The sequence below is a fragment of the Oleiphilus sp. HI0066 genome (assembly GCF_001635725.1).
Map to the genome: position 1 here is coordinate 1 of NZ_LWFH01001462.1, position 799 is coordinate 799.

The following is a 799-nucleotide window of genomic DNA, read 5'->3' on the forward strand; positions in this document are numbered from 1 at the left end:
CCTTCTACTTCTTTGCGAAGTTGACTCTTTTGGACATCTGACCCCTGCCATAAAATAGGATCAGAATATTCTCTTTGATTCGCTAACGCAGCATGATCTAGACTCAGACCGGTTACTTCCGCTATTTGCTTGTTTCCAAGCATCCCAAACGTCATACAACAATCTTGAAGCTCGCGTGAAAGCTTACTCATCAGGTCTTGATGTTGCTCTCTTGGGAGGCCAAAAGCCTTGCACCAAAATTCATCGCAATCTAAGAGTGAGTCGTGATTAAACTCAAATTGAGATTTAGGAATGAAAACGGCCGCGCCGTTCTCTACAACAAACGGAGTGTTTAATTCCAGTGAAGCCCTCAAGATCATCACTTCAGCGCGCGTTTTACTTGTAACAGGAATAATGTGAGCGTTGCGTTCGCGAAGCACCGTGATTGCGCCTTGCGCAGCTTTGTAACTATACGTTTCGTGGTCTAGTAAGGTGCCATCTAAATCCGTAAAGATTAAGATGTCGTTTAATGGCCGCATAATTCAAATCCTTTTTTAGCGACTTCTCCCTGTACGCGCATGTGTTGGACATGCCTGTCGCCCCCAAGCTCCCAAACGATGTCGGCTCGGGTAGAAAATGTATCTAACAAACGCTCAGTCAGACGTTCATAATGTGCAATGAAACGCTTCAAACTTTTCTCATCAAGAATTCCATCAGCAGCATCTTCTGGCTTGAGCGTGTCTATTAATTTCTTCTCTTGTTGTAGTCGCCATTCGTAAACAGAAGCAAAAGACGGCGCTTTTAAAAAACACCACAGATC

1 protein-coding gene and 1 pseudogene are annotated in these 799 nt (G+C 44.2%); both read right to left on the bottom strand.

All coding sequences use genetic code 11. The features are described 5' to 3' along the window. A partial coding sequence (locus A3738_RS22710; protein ID WP_156504426.1) for a mannosyl-3-phosphoglycerate phosphatase occupies window positions 1-518 on the bottom strand: 518 nt, incomplete at its 3' end. Then, a pseudogene (locus A3738_RS31400) lies at window positions 506-799 on the bottom strand (hypothetical protein); the annotation flags it as partial. The gene A3738_RS22710 and the pseudogene A3738_RS31400, both read right to left, overlap by 13 nt.